We start from the raw sequence: 14972 nt of genomic DNA, 5'->3' as shown, positions 1-14972 counted from the left end.
CCGGTTTTCCCATGTCCTTAGCATGCCCAGAGCAGACGCCCCGGCGGCGTCGGCCACCCTTCCACCGACACGACGAGGTCCGTGCTGTGAAGTTTTCCTTCCGTCCCACCGAGGGCGCCTTCTATGAGCTCTTCACCAGGGCCGCACAGAATCTGGTGAAGGGCACCGAACTGCTGAACGAGCTGGCCCTGCCCGGCGTCGACGTCCAGTCCGTGAGCGAGCGGCTGACCGAGGTCGAGCACGACAGCGACCAGATCACCCACGAGCTGTACAAGAAGATCAACTCGACCTTCATCACCCCGTTCGACCGGGAGGACATCTACCGACTGGGCTCGCTGCTCGACGACGTGATGGACCACCTCGAGGCGGTCGGCAACCTGCTCTACCTGTACGGCCTGACCAAGCTCCCGGCCCTGCCGCGCGAACTGCACGAGCTGGTGACCGTGCTCGACCAGCAGGCCAAGCTGACCGCCGAGGCGATGCCCCGGCTGAAGTCGATGAAGGATCTCGAGGACTACTGGATCGAGTGCAACCGGCTCGAGAACAACGGCGACCAGATGTACCGGATGCTGCTGGTCCGGCTCTTCTCCGGTGAGTACGACGCGCTGACCGTGCTGAAGATGAAGGAGGTGGCCGACGAGCTGGAGGCCGCCTGCGACGCCTTCGAGCACGTGGCCAACACCGTCGAGACCATCGCGGTCAAGGAGTCCTGATCCTGTGAGTCCCGAACTCATCGCCGTGCTGGCGGTGATCGTGGTGGCCCTGGTGTTCGACTACACCAACGGCTTCCACGACGCCGCCAACGCGATCGCGACCAGCGTCTCCACCCGGGCGCTGACACCCCGGATCGCCCTGCTCCTGGCCGCGGTCGGCAACTTCGTCGGCGCGCACTTTGGCGCCGGGGTGGCCAAGACCGTCGGCGACGGCCTGGTCACCCTGCCCACGGGCGTGGCCAGCCTGGGGGTGGTCTTCGCCGGGGTGCTCGGCGCCATCGCGTGGAACCTGATCACCTGGTACTTCGGCCTGCCGTCGTCCTCCTCGCACGCCCTCTTCGGCGGCCTGGTCGGGGCGACCCTGCTCGCCAGCGGCGGCGTGGTGCAGTGGGCGAACATCGGTCAGAAGGTCATCGTCCCGATGATCCTGTCGCCGATCGTCGGCCTCACCCTCGGCTACCTGCTGATGCTGGCCATCCTCTGGCTGTTCCGGAAGGGGCAGCCGGGCAAGCTCAACCGGGGCTTCCGCTGGGCGCAGACCGCCTCGGCGGCGGCCATGTCGGTCGGCCACGGCATGCAGGACGCCGCGAAGACCATGGGCATCGTGGTGCTGGCCCTCTACACCGGTGGTTTCCAGGACGACAAGACGCACATCCCCGGCTGGGTGTTCTGGACCTCGGCGACCATGCTGGCGCTGGGCACCTACGCGGGCGGCTGGCGGATCATCCGCACCCTCGGCCGCAAGATCATCGACCTGGGCCCGCCGGAGGGCTTCGCCGCCGAGACGGTGGCCAGCATGGTGCTCTACTTCAACGCCCTGGTGCTGAAGGCCCCGATCTCCACCACCCACACGATCACCTCGGCGATCATGGGTGTGGGCGCCACCAAGCGGCTCTCCGCGGTGCGCTGGAACGTCGCGGGCAACATCGTGCTCGCCTGGATCATCACGTTCCCGGCGGCCGCGTTGATCGCCTGCCTGACCTACCTGGTGGTCCGGCCGTTGTTCTGATCCCGGCCGTACCGCCCGTCGAGGGGCTCCCCGCCACCGGCAGGGGGCCCCTCACGCGTAGTGCACGCCGATCCGCTCCCGGATGCCGTCCAGCAGCCCCATCACCTCTAGGGTGGCGGAGTGCGGCACCAGCGGGCTCTCGGTCAGCCCCGCCGCCAGGCAGCGCTGCACCTCGGCGGCCTCGTGCTGGTAGCCGCCACCGGTGAGGTCGGCGGGGATGATCTCCGGCTCGGCGCCGGCCCGGTGCAGCACCGCCGACCCCGGCCGGTAGAACGGCTCGGGCAGGTCGATCCGGCCGGTGGTGCCGGTGATCGAGGCGGTGATCGCGGTCGCGCCGACCATGCCGCAGCCGAGCGTGGCGACCGCGCCCGAGTCGTACCCGAGGACGATGCCGGTGTTCTCGTCCACGCCCTCCGGGCCGAGCTTCGCCCAGGCGTGCACGTGCTGCGGAACGCCGAGCAGCAGGTGGGCCAGGCTCACCGGGTAGACGCCGAGGTCGAGCAGGGCGCCGCCGCCGAGGGTGCGGGCCCGCATCCGGTGTTCGGGCGGGAACGGCCCGGCCGCGCCGAAGTCCGCCCGGACGCTGGTCACCTCGCCGATCGCCCCGTCGGCGATCAGTTCGACCAGCCGCAGGACGAGCGGGTTCGTCCGCATCCACATGGCCTCCATCAGGAAGACCCCACGGGCGCGGGCGGACTCGACCAGCTCGCTGCTGCTCGGCAGGTCGAGGGTGAACGGCTTCTCCACCAGCACCGCCCGGCCGGCGTCCAGGCAGACCCGGGTCGCCTCGTGGTGGGCGGCGTGCGGGGTGGCCACGTAGATCACGTCGAGGTCCGGGTCGGCGGCCAGCTCGGTCCACGAGGCGTACGCCCGGGGGATGCCGTGCCGGGCGGCGAACCGCTCGGCGCTCTCGGCGGTCCGCGAGCCGACCGCGACCAGTTCGGCCCCCGGCACCAGGCGCAGGTCCTCGGCGAAGCGGCCGGCGATGTACCCGGTGGCCAGGATTCCCCAACGTGTCATGCCGGCAGGCTAACGAAGATCGCCGACCGGCCGGTCGGGCGATCCACAGCTCGGGAACTAGGCTCGCGGGATGACGATCGACAGTGACGGCTTCGCCGCCCCGGCCGCCCTGGTCGAGCACGCCCGCCGGTTCCGCGCCGAGGGTGGCACCCCGGCGGTGCCGCGGGTCGCGGCCACCGTGCTGCTGCTGCGCCCGGCCGGCGACGACTTCGAGGTGTACGTCATCCGCCGGGTCGCCGCGATGGCCTTCGGCGGGATGTACGCCTTCCCCGGCGGCGGGGTGGACCGCTCCGACTCCCAGGCGCACCTGGACTGGGCCGGCCCGGAGCCGGCGGAGTGGGCCGGCCGGCTGGGGGTGGCCCCGGCGGCCGCCCAGGCGGTGGTCTGCGCCGCCGCGCGGGAGGTCTTCGAGGAAGCCGGCGTGCTGCTGGCCGGCCCGGACGCCTCGACCGTGGTCGGCGACGTCAGCGGCGACGAGTGGGAGGCCGCCCGGCAGGACCTGGAGGCCCGCCGGGTGGGCTTCGCCGACCTGCTCGCCGGGCGGTGGCTGACCCTCCGGTCGGACCTGCTGCTGCCGTGGAGCCGGTGGATCACCCCGGAGTTCGAGCCGCGCCGCTTCGACACGTACTTCTTCATGGCGCTGCTGCCCGAGGGGCAGCGGACCCGGGACGTCTCCGGCGAGGCCGACCACACCATGTGGATCCGCCCGGCGGACGCCCTGGCCCGGGCCGAGGCCGGCGAGCTGACCATGCTGCCGCCGACGCTGGTCACCCTGGCCCAGGTGGTCGCCGCCGGCGACCTGGCCGGCGTGGCGCGGGCGGCGGCCGACCGGGACGCCGCCACCCCGGTCACCCCGCGCCTGGACCTCCCCGATGACGGCGAGCCCCGCTTCGTCCTCTCCTGAACTGCACCCGCCACTCCTCCTCTTCCGCGGCCGCCCGCCGGCCGCCGCCCGCCGGAGACCGGCCCCGCCGCCGTTTGCGGCGTGTCGGGGTATCCGGCGACCGGGACACCCCGACACGCCGCAAAACGCGCGGGCACCCGGTCGACGCGGCCGGCGCCGGCACGTGCCGGACGGTGCAGGCGGTGTGGAGCGGGCCGGGGCCGAGAGAGGCACGCCGGTCGCCGGAGACGCCGAGGGGCGCCGGTCAGTGCGACCGACGCCCCTCGCGGACCGGGAACCAGCGGCTCAGCCGAAGCGGCCGGTGATGTAGTCCTCGGTCTTCTTCACGCTCGGGTTGCTGAAGATCTTCTGCGTGTTGTCGTACTCGATCAGCCGGCCCGGGTCGCCGGTCTTCTCGATGGAGAAGAAGGCGGTCCGATCCGACACCCGGGCGGCCTGCTGCATGTTGTGCGTGACGATGATGATCGTGAACTTGTCCTTGAGCTGGAACATCAGGTCCTCGATGGCCAGCGTGGAGATCGGGTCCAGCGCCGAGCAGGGCTCGTCCATCAGCACCACCTGCGGCTCGACCGCGATCGTGCGGGCGATGCAGAGGCGCTGCTGCTGACCGCCGGAGAGGCCGGCGCCCGGCTTGGCGAGCCGGTCCTTAACCTCGTCCCAGAGGTTGGCCGAGCGCAGCGCCTTCTCGGCGGCCTCGTCCAGGATCGACTTCTTCCGGACGCCGTTGAGGCGCAGCCCGGCCACCACGTTCTCGAAGATGCTCATGGTCGGGAACGGGTTGGGCCGCTGGAAGACCATGCCGATCATGCGGCGCACCGCGGTGACGTCCACGTCCCGGTCGTAGATGTCCTGACCGTCGATGGTCAGGCTGCCCTCGACCCGGGCGCCGGGGAGCACCTCGTGCATCCGGTTGATCGAGCGCAGGAAGGTGGACTTGCCGCAGCCGGACGGGCCGATCAGGGCGGTCACCGTCTTGGGCTCGACGGTCAGGTTGATGTTCTCGATCGCCTTGAAGCCGCCGTAGTAGGCGGTGACGTTGGTGGCGTCGATGCGCTTGGCCATGGTGGCGGTACCTCCGGGGATCATCGGGCGAGCCGGTTGCGACGGGCCAGCAACTTCGCCGCGATGGTGAGGACGAGTACGAGGGCGACCAGGGTCAACGCCGCGGTCCACGCCCGCGCCGGCGAGTACTTCGAGGCCTCGCCGGCCTGCTGGTAGACGAAGAGGGCCAGCGACGACTGGTTGTTCTCGAGCGGGTTGAAGTTGATCGCCGCGCCGCCGCCGGCGACGAGCAGCACCGGGGCGGTCTCGCCGGCGGCCCGCGCGATGGCGAGCATGATGCCGGTGACGATGCCCGGCAGCGCCGTCGGCACCACGACCCGCAGGATGGTCTTCCACTTCGGCACGCCGAGGGCGTACGCGCCCTCGCGCAGCGGCGCCGGGACGAGGCGCAGCATCTCCTCGGTGGAGCGGACCACGGTCGGCAGCATCAGCACGCTGAGCGCCAGCGCGGCGGCGAAGCCGGAGAAGCCGGGCCGGCCGTCGTTGAACCACGGCGAGACGATCAGCACCCAGAACGCCAGCACGAAGAGGCCGGTGACGATCGACGGGATGCCGGTCATCACGTCGACGAAGAACCGGATCGCGAAGGCGAACCGGCCCCGCCCGTACTCGACCACGTAGATCGCGCAGAGCACCCCGAGCGGGACGGTGATCAGGGTGGCGATGCCGACCTGCTCCAGCGTGCCGATGATGGCGTGGTAGGCGCCGCCGTTGGCGTCCCGGGCCCCGATGTTGTTCATCGAGGTGCCGAAGAAGTTGCCGTCGAGGCGTTCCGTGCCCTTGCTGAACAGCGTCCAGACCACCGAGGCCAGGGGCAGCACGGCCAGCACGAAGGCGGAGTGGATCAGCGCGCTCCAGGTGCGGTTGCGGGCCGACCGGCGGCCTTCGACCGCGTTGGCGGCGGCGAAGAGGCCGGCCAGGTAGAGCAGCGCGCCGACGACGACGACCAGGACCGGGCCGCCGAGGTTGGCGCCGTAGACGATCCCGGCGGCGAGCAGCAGGGCCGCCACCGCGATCGCGGGGGCGGCGTACGCGGGCAGGCGCCGGGCCTGCAGGGTCACCGGCTGCGCCGGCGGGCGGGGACGGTGTGAGGTGAGGGTGGTGGTCATGCGGCCGACTCCGTGAACTCGCGGCGGCGGTAGATGATCGCCCGGGCGGTGATGTTGACGATCAGGGTGATGGCGAAGAGGACCAGACCGGAGGCGATCAGCGCGCCCCGGCCGGTGTCGTTCGCCTCGGCGAACCGGTTGGCGATGTTCGCCGCGATGGTGTTGCCGCCGCTCTCGAGGATGTTGAACGAGATGGCGTAGGTGGAGCCGAGGGTCAGCGCCAGCGCGATGGTCTCGCCGAGCGCCCGGCCGAGGCCGAGCATGACGGCGGCGATGATGCCGGGCCGCCCGTACGGCAGCACTGCGGTGCGCAGCATCTCCCAGCGGGTGGCGCCCAGCGCGAGGGCGGCCTCCTCGTTGGCGGTCGGGGTCTGGAGGAAGACCTCCCGGGAGAGCGAGGTGATGATCGGCAGCACCATGATCGCCAGCACCACCGACCCGAGCAGGATCGAGTTCCCGAACGGTCCGTCGCCGCCGAAGATCGGGATCCAGCTGAAGTACTTGTTCAGCCACGCCGACAGGTCCGAGATGGGCCCGACGAAGTAGTCCCGGCCCCAGAGCCCGAAGACCACACTCGGCACGGCGGCCAGCAGGTCGATCAGGAACCCGAGACCGTTGCCCAGCCGGCGCGGGGCGTAGTGGGAGAGGTAGAGGGCGATCCCCAGCGCCACCGGCACCGCCATGAGCAGTGCCAGCAGCGCGGTGAGCACGGTGCCGAAGGCGAGCGCGCCGATGCCGAACGTGGGCGGGTTCTCGTTGGGGAACCAGCCCTCGAAGGTCCAGAAGTTCTCGGAGTTGGCCTGCAGCGCGGGAACGGCCTTGGCGATCAGGAAGATCGCGATGGCCGCGATGATGACCAGCACGGCGGTTCCGGCGGCCAGGGTCAGGCCGCGGAACGCGCGTTCCGCACCGAAGGCCCGGGCCCGGGGCAGCGCGCCGCCGCCGCCCAGCCCGTCGCCGCCCGGAGTCCGGCCGCCATTGACGGAGGTCTCGGCCACACGCGCCGAGGCACCGGCGAGCCGGTCGTGACCTGAGGTCACGCTCGTCCCGCCGGTGCCGGCGTGTGCCGAGCGGTGAGGGGTTTCACCCATCTGCTCGCTCGCTTCGAATTGAGAGGTGGTGTCGCTCGGGAAGGTCAGCTGAGGTTCTTGACCGCGGCCTCGACCTTGGTGCGGACCGAGTCGGGCAGCGGGGCGTAGCCCAGCTCGACCAGGTCGGCCTGGCCCTCCGCGCTGGCGGCGTGGCCGAGCAGGCCCTTGACCAGCGGGAGCTTGTCGGCCGCGAGGCCCTTGCTGCAGACGATCTCGTAGGTCACCAGGACGATCGGGTAGGCCCCGGCCTCCTTGGTGTTGTAGTCGATCGACATCTTGAGGTCGTCGCCCTGGCCCTCGATCTTGGCCCCGGCGATGGTCTTGCCGGCCGACTCGGCGGTCAGCTCGGTGAACTCACCGGCGCCGTTCTGGACCTTGGCCTTCTTGAGGCCGGAGTTCTCGGCGTAGGACCACTCGACGTAGCTGATCGTGCCGACGGTGCTCTTGACCTTGCTGGCCACGCCGTCCGACTTCGCGGCGCCGACGCCACCCGGGGCCTTCCACGCCTTGTTGTTGCCGAAGGTCCAGTCCGCGGTGGCGGTCTTGGCGAGGTACTTGGTGAAGTTGTCCGTGGTGCCCGACTCGTCGGAGCGGTGCACCGTCTGGATCGCGGCGGCCGGCAGCTTCGCGTTCGGGTTGTCGGCCTTGATGGCCGCGTCATCCCACTTGGTGACCTTGCCGGCGAAGATCTTCGCGAGCGTGGTCGGGGTGAGCTGGAGGTTGTCCACGCCGGCGACGTTGTAGACCACCGCGACCGGGCCGATCACCATCGGGAGGTTGAGCGCCTGGCCGCCCGCGCACTTGGCGTCGGCCTGCGGCTTCTCCTCCTCCTTAAGGGCGGAGTCGGAGCCGGCGAAGTCGGCGGTGCCGGCGATGAAGGCCTGGATGCCGGCGCCCGAGCCGGTCGGCTCGTAGTTGATCGTCGTACCGGCGCACTTCTGCTGGTACGCCTTGATCCACTCGGCCATGGCGTTCTTCTGCGCGGAGGAGCCCTGCGCGTTCAGCGTGCCCTTGGCGCAGTCCGCCGCACTGGCGGAACCCGAGGCGGACGTGCCGGTCGGCTCGTTGTTGTCCGAGCCGCATGCACTGAGACCGAGCACCGCGGTAAGAGCGAGGCAGGCGATGGTGCCGTGCCGCTGGAGCTTCACCTGAGGGTTTCCCTTCACGTCTTTGGTCAGGTCGCCCGGAAGGGGCCCGGGCGCCGGCTCTGACCGGCTGACACGAAAGCTAGGAGTGCCAGGTAGACGGTTCGCCGGTCAGAAGTGAACGGAAGATGAACAAGCGCGGCCGACGGGGTGGCCACGGCCTGAGGGATGGTTGTCCGATAGGTGAACTGCCGGCCTGCTATCGCCATTTATCCGACTTGCCGGGACGGTCGTTATCCCGCCGATGCGCTGCCGTTACCGCGCGGTGACCGCCCGGACGGCCCCGATCGCCGACGACCGCCGAGGTGATCAGCCCAGCTGGTAGTTGACGTGCCCGCACCAGCGGGCGAAACCGATCCGCTCGTAGAGCGCCACCGCGCTGCTGTTCGACTCGTCGACGTAGAGCATCACCCGGTCCAGCCCGCGTGCGTCCCGCAGGTGGGCCAGGCCGGCGGTGGTCAGCGCCCGGCCGAGCCCACCGCCGTGCGCCGCCGGGTCCACCCCGAGCACGTAGACCTCGCCGATCCGGGCCGAGCCGGGACGTTCGTGCACCTTGGTCCAGTGGAAGCCGAGCAGACGGCCGCTGGCCTCCTCGACGGCGAGCAGGAAACCGGCCGGGTCGAACCACGGTTCGGCCAGCCGGGCGCGCAGGTCGGCCGGGGTCCACCGGCCCTGCTCCGGGTGCGCGGCGAAGGCGCGGGTGTTCAGCGCGAGCCAGGCCTCGTCGTCCGCGCCGGGGCGGAAGGCGCGCAGCACGACGCCGTCCGGCAGCCGGGGCGCGGGCAGCGCGGCGGCGAGCGAGCGGCGCAGCTGCCAGAGCACCCGGGCGCGGGTGAAGCCCAGGTCGACGGCGAGCGCCGCGGCGGAGGGGTGGTCGCCGTGCGCCCAGGCCCGCACCGGCCCGGACGCCGCCGCCAGTACGCCCCGGGCCAGCGCCCGGCCGGTGCCCCGCCGCCGGTACGCCGGATGGACCGCCAGCTCCGCGCCGACGCCGGCCGCCGGGTCGGAGGTGTCCACGTGGGCGTACCCGGTCAGGGTGCCGTCGGTGGCGCGGGCGGTCAGGTGCACGGCCGGTGCCTCCGGGTCCCGCAGCCGCAGCAGCGTGTGCTCGTCGAACGGGTCCGCCCCGTCGGCGTCGCCGGCGAGGCGGGCCAGCGCGAGGGCCTCGGCCACCTCGGCCGGGGCGAGTCGGTCGGCCCGGGCCACCCGGTCGGTCGTCGGTTCCGCGCTGCTCACCCCGTCACCGTAGCCCCATCGGCGCGGGGGCTCAGGTGGCGCCGTCGACCGGCAGTGCCTCCAGGCGGAAGCGGCTGGTCAGGTCGGGCAGGATGTGACGCAGCGCGTCGACCGTCCCCTGCCGGTCCCCGCCGGCGTCGTGCAGCAGCACGATCGAGCCGGGCCCGACGCTCCGGGTGACCTGGGTGGCGATCCGGGCGGCGCCGGGCACCTCCCAGTCCGCCGGGTCCACGTTCCAGTGCACCGAGGTCATTCCCAGCTCCTGGGCGACCGACACCACCGGGTACGTCCAGGCGCCGCCGGGCTGCCGGTACCAGGCGATGGGGGCGTCGGGCACGGCGTCGTGGATCGCCTGGTTGGTCCGCAGCAGGTCGGCCCGGATCGTGGCGGGGGAGCGCTGGCCCAGCTGCACGTCGTGCTGCCAGGTGTGGTTGCACAGGGTGTGCCCGTCGGCCACGATCGCCCGGATCAGGTCCGGGTGGGCCTGCGCGTTCTCGCCGACCACGCAGAAGGTGGCCCGGACGTGGAACTGACGGAGGATCTCCAGCACCTGCGGGGTGTACTGCGGGTCCGGCCCGTCGTCGAAGGTGAGCGCCACCTTGGGGGAGCCGGTGGTCACCCGGGTGCCGGACGGGCCGTCGTCCGGGTTCTCGGTCGCGCGAGGGGCCTCGGGCTCCTGGCCGGCCTCGGCGCGGCCCGACGGGGCGTCCGTGGGGCTGCCGGACCCGGGCGACTGGTCGGCGTACTCGGTGTCGTGGACGCTGGCCGTGACGCCGGCCCGGGAGCGGGGCTGGTCGGGGAGCAGGCTCCGACCGAGCACGTACGCGGAGCCGAGCAGGGCGGCCAGCACGAGGACGACGACGCCCACGGCGCGGCCGGTGTTCCGGGGGCCCATCAGTGCCACCGCCGGTGTGGACCGTGGGCCGGTCCCCTCGTCGCCCCCGTGGTCAGTGCCCGCACCGTCGCCCCTTTCGCCGCCAACTCGCCCTGAGAATAGGGCCGACAAGCAGGGCAAAAGGGGCGTATCGGAAACACTGCTCCGGACGGGTGGAACCGCGACGGTCGCGGCTCAAACCGGCGATGCGGCCCGATCGTGCAGACCGGTGATCAGGCGTGCTCCGCCCGGGCCGGCCGCGGGGTGTGCTCCGCCTCCGGCAGCGACCGCGACGGCGGGACCACGAACTTGTAGCCCACCTGGCGGACCGTGCCGATCATCGACTCGTACTCCGAGCCGAGCTTGGCCCGCAGTCGCCGGACGTGCACGTCCACCGTCCGGGTGCCGCCGAAGTAGTCGTACCCCCAGACCTCGCGGAGCAGTTGGTCCCGGGTGAAGACCCGGCCCGGGTGCTGGGCCAGGAACTTCAGCAGCTCGAACTCCTTGTAGGTGAGGTCGAGCGGCCGGCCCTTGAGCTTGGCCGCGTAGGTGTCCGGGTCGATGGTCAGCTCGCCGGCCCGGATCGAGCCGCCGGCGCCGGCGGTGGCGTTGCTGAGCCGGCCGACCGCGAGGCGCAACCGGGCCTCCACCTCGGCCGGGCCGGCGCTGGCCAGGATGACGTCGTCCACGCCCCAGTCGGCGTTCAACGCGATCAGCCCCGCCTCGGTCACCACCGCCACCAGCGGCACGCCGAGTCCGGTGGCGTGCAGCATCCGGCAGGTCGCCCGCGCCTCGCTCAGCTCGGACCGTGCGTCCACCAGCACCGCGTCCGGGCTCGGACCGGCGACCAGGGTGCGGACGTCACGGGGTGCGGTGCGGACCGAATGCGGCAGCAGGTCGAGCGCCGGCAGCACTGCCGATGGTTCACCTGCGCGCGCGGTCACCAGCAACAGGATCTCCACACGATCACCTCCGTCCGGCGGCGGCGAAGCCGCGCGCGACCAGCGGCAGCCCGGAGGGCGTGGCGCTGCGAACTGCGTGGGTCCCGGCGTCGCTGACGGGCGGGTAACGGCTTGAGCGTAACTGATGGCCCAGGTGAGTCCCGCTCGTCCTTTCCTGTTTGTCGGTTGTGCCCATGATCGCGCCGCAGGTTTTAACGTTGCCGAAACCGTGACCTCCGCCGGAGCCACCTGGTCTGGCACGATCGGGGCGTGTTTCCCTCCACCTCGCCCGAGACCGGCCGTGACCCGTGGCCCGACGACGCCCGTTCGGGGCCGGTCGGCCCCGCCCGTGGCCTCCCGCCCGGCCCGCGTACCGGGCCGACCGACGACGGTGAGCCGCGGCGCGAGCGCGGGCCGCGCCGGGCCCGCAAGGGCGGCGCGCCCCGCCGGCCCGACGACGAGGCGGCGGAGCCGGAGGCGGAGGTCGTCGAGCCGGTCGACGTGCGCAAGCCGCTCTCGCTGACCGTCGCGGGTTTCGCCGCGCTGCTCGGAGTGGGCCTGGTACTCGGCGCCCAGACCGCCGGGCCGGGGCACCGGCTGCCCTTCGCCTTCATCGTCTTCGGCGTGCAGCTGCTCTTCGTCCTGGCCTGGACGATGGCCATGCGCCCGCCCGCCCTGCTGCTGGTCGCGGTGGTCAGCGCCGCCGTCGCCGGCGCGGCGGACGTCGCCGCGGTGCAGTCGGACATCGCCGCCCTCGCACCGCTCGGCTATGTCGCAGCGGGCGGATTCCTGCTCGGCGTGCTGGGTCAGCTCGTCCGCCGGGTGGACCGGATCCGGGTCACCGACTCGCTCGGCACCACCCTGCTCATCGTGGTCGGGGTGGTCGCGTTCGCCACCCTGATCACGCTCAGCCGGATCCCGGCCGGCACCCAGGCGATCACCGTCTGCCTGGCCGCCACCGGGGTCGCGCTCACCGTCGCCCGGCTCACCGACGCCGTGCTGCCCTGGCCCCGGCTCGCCCCGCAGGTGCCGAGGGGCGCGGCCGGCGTGGTGGCCGGGGCGATGATCGGCACCCTGACCAGCGCCGTGCTCGGCAGCTACCTGGTCGGCTTCACCCCGACCAGCGCCGCGCTGATCGGCCTGGTCACTGCCGCCACCGCCGTGCTGGCCGACCTCGCCGTCGGGTACGCCGAGGCGGGCCGCCTGATGGCCGGCGAGCCGCCGACGCTGTGGATCGCCCGGCACATGCAGGGTCCGCTCGGCGGATTCGCGCTCGCCGCGCCGGCCGCGTACGCCATGTGCGTGCTGTTCCTCTGACCTACGGTTGAGCGTCACAGCGCTCGGGTACCAACGGTGCGCCCGCGCCGGTGGCGCGGTGGACACGGACGTCGCGGGACAGCGACGGCGACGGACGAGGAGGCGGCGTGGCAGAGGCGTACCCCGCGTACGAGGAGCGTCCCCGGCGGCGGGGGCGCAAGGTGCTGGTCACGCTGGTCGTCCTCCTGTTGCTCCTGGTCGGGCTGCTGGTCGTGGCCGACCGGGTGGCGGCCGGGGTGGCCGAGCGCGCCATCGCCGACCAGGTGAAGCAGGAGGTCGCCAAGCAGGACGCCCAGTCCGCCCCGCCCAAGGTCGACGTCGGCGGCTTCCCGTTCCTGACCCAGGTGCTCGACGGCCGCTACGAGCGGATCTCCATCGTGCTGACCGACGTGCGGGGTTCGGTCGAGGGCAACGCGGTGAGCGTGCCCCGGTTGGACGTGGACGCCCGGAACGTGCGGGCCTCGCTGGACACCCTCCGCTCGGGCAGCGGCGACGTGGTCGCCGAGAAGGTCGACGGCACCGGCACCGTCACCTACGACAGTCTGGCCGCCCTGCTGGACCGCCCCGGTCTGAAGCTCGGCGAGCAGAACGGCAAGCTCGCCGTGACCGCCCCGGTGGACATCCTCGGGCAGAAGCTCACCGTCACCGGCACGGCCGACGTGACCGTGGCCGAGGGCAACAAGGTCGCGCTGCGCTTCAACGACCTGACCGCCGAGGGGCTGCCGGCGGTGCCGCTGGCCCGGACGCTGCTGAGCAACTACGCCAAGGGCATCTCGATCGACGTGCCCCTGCCCGAGCTGCCGTTCCAGCTCAACGTCCGCAAGGTCGAGCCCAGGCCGGAGGGCCTGATGGTGACCGCCGACGCGGCGAACGTACCGATCAACTCGGCCCGCTGACGGGCAACCGCACGACGGCCCGGCCTCCCGGCCGGGCCGTCGTCGTGTCCCGCGTCGTGTCCCGCATGCTGGTCGGACCGGTGGCGCTCTCCGGGACGGCTGCTAGGCTCCCTGCTCATGGGGACGCACCTCACCAAACGGCGCGCGGTCGACCTGTGCCGCGTGGCCACCTGCCTGTGTCGCTCCGTCATCTGACGGCGGGGCTGTCTCCGGCCGCCTAGCGGCCAACCGGCTTCAGGGTCTCTCCACCCTCCGGTGCTCTTCCCACCGCACGCCCGGCAGCGGCGCCGTCGCACGAACCCGTGATCCGTTCCTCTATGGGTCCCGCGCGTGGTGCGACAATCACCGATTTCGATCCCGCGCAGGCTCACCATCCATCCTCACCAGGGAGTGATTCGATGAGTCGCGACACCGCACTCGTCTCGGCCGAGTGGGCCGAGAAGAACATCGACGCCCCGGGCGTCGTCTTCGTCGAGGTCGACGAGGACACCTCGGCGTACGACACCGGCCACATCGCCGGCGCGATCAAGCTGGACTGGCGGACCGACCTGCAGGACCCGGTCCGTCGGGACTTCGTCAACAAGACCCAGTTCGAGGCGCTGCTCTCCGAGCGGGGCATCGCCAACGACGACACCGTGATCCTCTACGGCGGCAACAACAACTGGTTCGCCGCGTACGCCTACTGGTACTTCAAGCTCTACGGCCACCGCGACGTCAAGCTGCTCGACGGCGGCCGCAAGAAGTGGGAGCTGGACGCCCGCCCGCTGGTCGCCGACCCGGTGACCCGCCCCCGGACCCAGTACGTCGCGCAGGAGCCGGACGCCTCGATCCGCGCCTTCCGCGACGAGGTGGTCGACGCCATCGGCACCAAGAACCTGGTCGACGTGCGCAGCCCCGACGAGTACGCCGGCCGGCTGCTCGCCCCCGCCCACCTGCCGCAGGAGCAGGCGCAGCGGGCCGGCCACGTGCCCACCGCGATCAGCGTGCCGTGGTCGAAGGCGGCCAACGAGGACGGCACCTTCAAGTCCGACGACGAGCTGCGCCGGATCTACGCCGACGCCGGGCTGGACGACGGCAAGGAGACCATCGCCTACTGCCGGATCGGTGAGCGCTCCTCGCACACCTGGTTCGTGCTCCAGGAGCTGCTCGGTCACCGCAACGTGAAGAACTACGACGGATCCTGGACCGAGTACGGCTCGCTGGTCGGCGTGCCGGTGGCGCTCGGCGACGAGCCGGGGGAGGCCTGAGATGACTGCACCCACCGCCGCGGGTTGCGCCGCTCCCGACCAGGCCGCGCCGCTGCCGGCCAGCCTGGACCTGGAGAAGGAAACCGTCATCACCGGTGTGGTCCGCTCCGACGCGGGCGAGACCGTGCCGGGCGCGTACGTCCGGCTGCTCGACTCGACCGGTGAGTTCACCGCCGAGGTGGTCACCTCCCCGGCCGGGCAGTTCCGGTTCTTCGCCGCGCCGGGCAGCTGGACGCTGCGGGCGCTGTCCCGGCACGGCAACGGCGACACCGCCGTGACCGCCGGACGGGGCATCAACGAGGTCTCCGTGACCGTCGCCTGACCCACGCTCTGACCGGCCCCGGTCGTCCGCCCGGCTTCCGCCGCAGGGGGCGGCCGGCCCGACGGCGGGCGCGTGACACGATGGGC

The 14972-nt window shown here is 72.1% G+C and carries 16 protein-coding genes; 8 read left to right on the top strand and 8 right to left on the bottom strand.

All coding sequences use genetic code 11. The annotated features are described in order from the left end of the window. Positions 1 to 86: 86 nt before the first annotated feature. Complete coding sequence (locus ACTMS9_RS19915) at positions 87 to 713, top strand: DUF47 domain-containing protein (RefSeq protein WP_441142100.1); 627 nt, start codon at positions 87 to 89, stop codon at positions 711 to 713. 4 nt (positions 714 to 717) lie between these two features. Beyond that, entirely contained in the window at positions 718 to 1722 is a 1005-nt protein-coding gene (locus tag ACTMS9_RS19910; RefSeq protein WP_441142101.1) for an anion permease, read from the top strand. A gap of 51 nt (positions 1723 to 1773) precedes the next feature. Here ACTMS9_RS19910 and ACTMS9_RS19905 read toward each other — a convergent pair whose 3' ends face one another. Then, the gene (locus ACTMS9_RS19905) at positions 1774 to 2742 is read right to left on the bottom strand and encodes a Gfo/Idh/MocA family protein (protein ID WP_441142102.1); all 969 of its coding nucleotides are present in this window, start codon (positions 2740 to 2742) and stop codon (positions 1774 to 1776) included. 70 nt (positions 2743 to 2812) lie between these two features. Between ACTMS9_RS19905 and ACTMS9_RS19900 the strand changes: the two genes are divergently transcribed. Beyond that, the gene (locus ACTMS9_RS19900; RefSeq protein ID WP_441165672.1) at positions 2813 to 3646 is read left to right on the top strand and encodes an NUDIX hydrolase; all 834 of its coding nucleotides are present in this window, start codon (positions 2813 to 2815) and stop codon (positions 3644 to 3646) included. A 285-nt stretch (positions 3647 to 3931) separates the two neighbouring features. Here ACTMS9_RS19900 and pstB read toward each other — a convergent pair whose 3' ends face one another. The 7 genes from pstB to ACTMS9_RS19865 all read right to left on the bottom strand — a co-directional run bounded on the left by pstB (position 3932) and on the right by ACTMS9_RS19865 (position 11125). Then, positions 3932 to 4708 carry a phosphate ABC transporter ATP-binding protein PstB gene (gene pstB, locus ACTMS9_RS19895; RefSeq protein ID WP_441142103.1) on the bottom strand — a complete coding sequence of 259 codons (777 nt, stop codon included), beginning with the start codon at positions 4706 to 4708 and terminating at the stop codon, positions 3932 to 3934. A gap of 20 nt (positions 4709 to 4728) precedes the next feature. After that, complete coding sequence (pstA, locus tag ACTMS9_RS19890; protein ID WP_441142104.1) at positions 4729 to 5817, bottom strand: phosphate ABC transporter permease PstA; 1089 nt, start codon at positions 5815 to 5817, stop codon at positions 4729 to 4731. Continuing rightward, positions 5814 to 6908 carry a phosphate ABC transporter permease subunit PstC gene (gene pstC / locus ACTMS9_RS19885; RefSeq protein ID WP_441142105.1) on the bottom strand — a complete coding sequence of 365 codons (1095 nt, stop codon included), beginning with the start codon at positions 6906 to 6908 and terminating at the stop codon, positions 5814 to 5816. The genes pstA and pstC overlap by 4 nt, the downstream gene beginning before the upstream one ends. A 44-nt stretch (positions 6909 to 6952) precedes the next feature. Further along, positions 6953 to 8056, bottom strand: coding sequence for a phosphate ABC transporter substrate-binding protein PstS (gene pstS, locus ACTMS9_RS19880; protein WP_441142106.1), 1104 nt, complete (start codon positions 8054 to 8056; stop codon positions 6953 to 6955). Between the two features lie 306 nt (positions 8057 to 8362). Beyond that, positions 8363 to 9289 carry a mycothiol synthase gene (gene mshD, locus ACTMS9_RS19875; RefSeq protein WP_441165671.1) on the bottom strand — a complete coding sequence of 309 codons (927 nt, stop codon included), beginning with the start codon at positions 9287 to 9289 and terminating at the stop codon, positions 8363 to 8365. A gap of 31 nt (positions 9290 to 9320) precedes the next feature. Next, a complete protein-coding gene (locus ACTMS9_RS19870) occupies positions 9321 to 10184 on the bottom strand; it encodes a polysaccharide deacetylase family protein (RefSeq protein ID WP_441142108.1) in 864 nt (287 codons plus the stop codon). A gap of 212 nt (positions 10185 to 10396) precedes the next feature. Further along, positions 10397 to 11125: a winged helix-turn-helix transcriptional regulator gene (locus ACTMS9_RS19865; RefSeq protein ID WP_441142109.1), complete on the bottom strand. Its 729-nt coding sequence runs from the start codon at positions 11123 to 11125 to the stop codon at positions 10397 to 10399. A 249-nt stretch (positions 11126 to 11374) separates the two neighbouring features. Here ACTMS9_RS19865 and ACTMS9_RS19860 point away from each other — a divergent pair, with 249 nt between their 5' ends. The 5 genes from ACTMS9_RS19860 to ACTMS9_RS19840 all read left to right on the top strand — a co-directional run bounded on the left by ACTMS9_RS19860 (position 11375) and on the right by ACTMS9_RS19840 (position 14886). After that, complete coding sequence (locus ACTMS9_RS19860) at positions 11375 to 12421, top strand: hypothetical protein (RefSeq protein WP_441142110.1); 1047 nt, start codon at positions 11375 to 11377, stop codon at positions 12419 to 12421. Between the two features lie 107 nt (positions 12422 to 12528). After that, complete coding sequence (locus ACTMS9_RS19855) at positions 12529 to 13317, top strand: LmeA family phospholipid-binding protein (protein ID WP_154941595.1); 789 nt, start codon at positions 12529 to 12531, stop codon at positions 13315 to 13317. Between the two features lie 117 nt (positions 13318 to 13434). Then, positions 13435 to 13512: an Ms5788A family Cys-rich leader peptide gene (locus ACTMS9_RS19850; RefSeq protein ID WP_323135737.1), complete on the top strand. Its 78-nt coding sequence runs from the start codon at positions 13435 to 13437 to the stop codon at positions 13510 to 13512. 203 nt (positions 13513 to 13715) lie between these two features. Then, entirely contained in the window at positions 13716 to 14564 is an 849-nt protein-coding gene (locus tag ACTMS9_RS19845) for a sulfurtransferase (protein WP_088960076.1), read from the top strand. Between the two features lies 1 nt (position 14565). Continuing rightward, complete coding sequence (locus tag ACTMS9_RS19840) at positions 14566 to 14886, top strand: DUF1416 domain-containing protein (RefSeq protein WP_154941598.1); 321 nt, start codon at positions 14566 to 14568, stop codon at positions 14884 to 14886. Positions 14887 to 14972: the final 86 nt, after the last annotated feature.

The organism is Micromonospora sp. L31, assembly GCF_052068075.1.
Classification (GTDB): Bacteria; Actinomycetota; Actinomycetes; order Mycobacteriales; family Micromonosporaceae; genus Micromonospora; species Micromonospora purpureochromogenes.
Note: the sequence above shows the minus strand (reverse complement) of the source record. Positions and strands in the feature narration are given on the sequence as shown.